Origin of the sequence: Amycolatopsis sp. SID8362 (assembly GCF_010550475.1) — a bacterium.
GTDB lineage: Bacteria > Actinomycetota > Actinomycetes > Mycobacteriales > Pseudonocardiaceae > Amycolatopsis > Amycolatopsis eburnea.
This window is the reverse complement of sequence record NZ_JAAGNB010001296.1, coordinates 1-1,187: the sequence shown is the minus strand read 5'-3', so window position 1 is coordinate 1,187 and position 1,187 is coordinate 1. Positions and strand designations below refer to the sequence as shown.

General features: G+C 72.5%; 1 protein-coding gene and 1 pseudogene. One reads left to right on the top strand and one right to left on the bottom strand.

What is annotated here, in order from left to right; all coding sequences use genetic code 11:
- A partial coding sequence (locus G3I65_RS39940; protein WP_160700682.1) for a hypothetical protein occupies positions 1-300 on the bottom strand: 300 nt, incomplete at its 3' end.
- Positions 301-366: 66 nt separating this feature from the next.
- On the opposite strand from G3I65_RS39940, the pseudogene G3I65_RS39935 reads away from it, so the two are divergent.
- Positions 367-1,187, top strand: a pseudogene (locus G3I65_RS39935) (hypothetical protein); the annotation flags it as partial.

Sequence of the window (1,187 nt, the reverse complement as noted above, 5' to 3'; positions counted from 1 at the left end):
GCACAACAGCACGGTTTCGCGCGGGTGGTCGCGCCGGATCCCGGCGAGCGACGTCATGGCGGCGTCCCGCGTGCGCCCGAACACCCCGGCCGCGTCCTGGGCCCGCCGCAGCGCGCGGTGCACGGCTTCCAGCGGCTCGCCCGCGTCATTTCCGGCGCGCAACGCGGTGAAAAGCTCGTCGAGCCGCGCGGTTCCGCCGACGGGACCGCGTTCGAGGGTTTCGCGAATTCTGGTGGCGTTTTCGCAGACATAGGCGACAGCGTCCGCGATCTGCTCCGCCGATTCGGTGCCGCGTTCCACTGGCCTCCCCCGGGAATGGTCCGGCCACTATACACTCGGCCACTGCGCGTTCGAGGGGGGATTTCGGTGGGACGTCGCGACGACCTCGTCGTTCTGCTCGGCGATTTCGTGGCACGGATCCGGCAATCGGGTGATCATTCCCAGGCGTTCGCGCCGTCGGTCGTCGCGGTGGCCGCGGATCTGGAAAAGAGCCGCCGGGAACCTGACGTCGAAGCCGGTTATGTGCTGGGCTGGCTGCACTGGCTCCAGGCGCAGGTCCTGCTCGGCGCCGATCGCGAAGCCGCCCTCCGTGCCGCAATGCACCTGCTGAGCCCGGCCGCGACGATGCTCGGCGAGATCGACTTCCCCGAGCCACTCCTGCCCGCGCTCGCGGAAGCGGCGCAGGGCCCGCTGACCGCCGCGCTCCAGGAGGCGGCGCGCACCGGCGACCTCGGCCTGCTCGACGACGTGATTTCCGGTTACCGGCACAACATCGGCGCGACCCCGCCGGACGACCCCGCCCTCGCGCGGCGGCTGTCCTTCTTCGGCGCGGCCCACTTCACGCGTTTCCAGCTGACCGGCGACCGGGCCGACGCCGACCAGGCGGTGGTGCTGGCCCGGCGCGCCGTGGAGCTGGGCACCGCGGACGAGGACTTCGACAAGTACCTCTCGAACCTCAGTGGTTTCCTCACGACCCGGTACGAGCAGGCCCGGGACCCGGCCGACCTCGACGAGTCCATCGCGGCGGGGCGGCGGGCGGTCACCGCGGCCGGAAGCCATGGCCGGGTGACCGAGCAGCTGACGAACCTCGGCGGCGCGCTGCTGACCCGCTTCGAACTGGCCGGCGCTCCGGCGGATCTGGCCGAGGCCGTCGCCGTCACCCGGCGCGCGGCCGCGGCGCCCGGCAC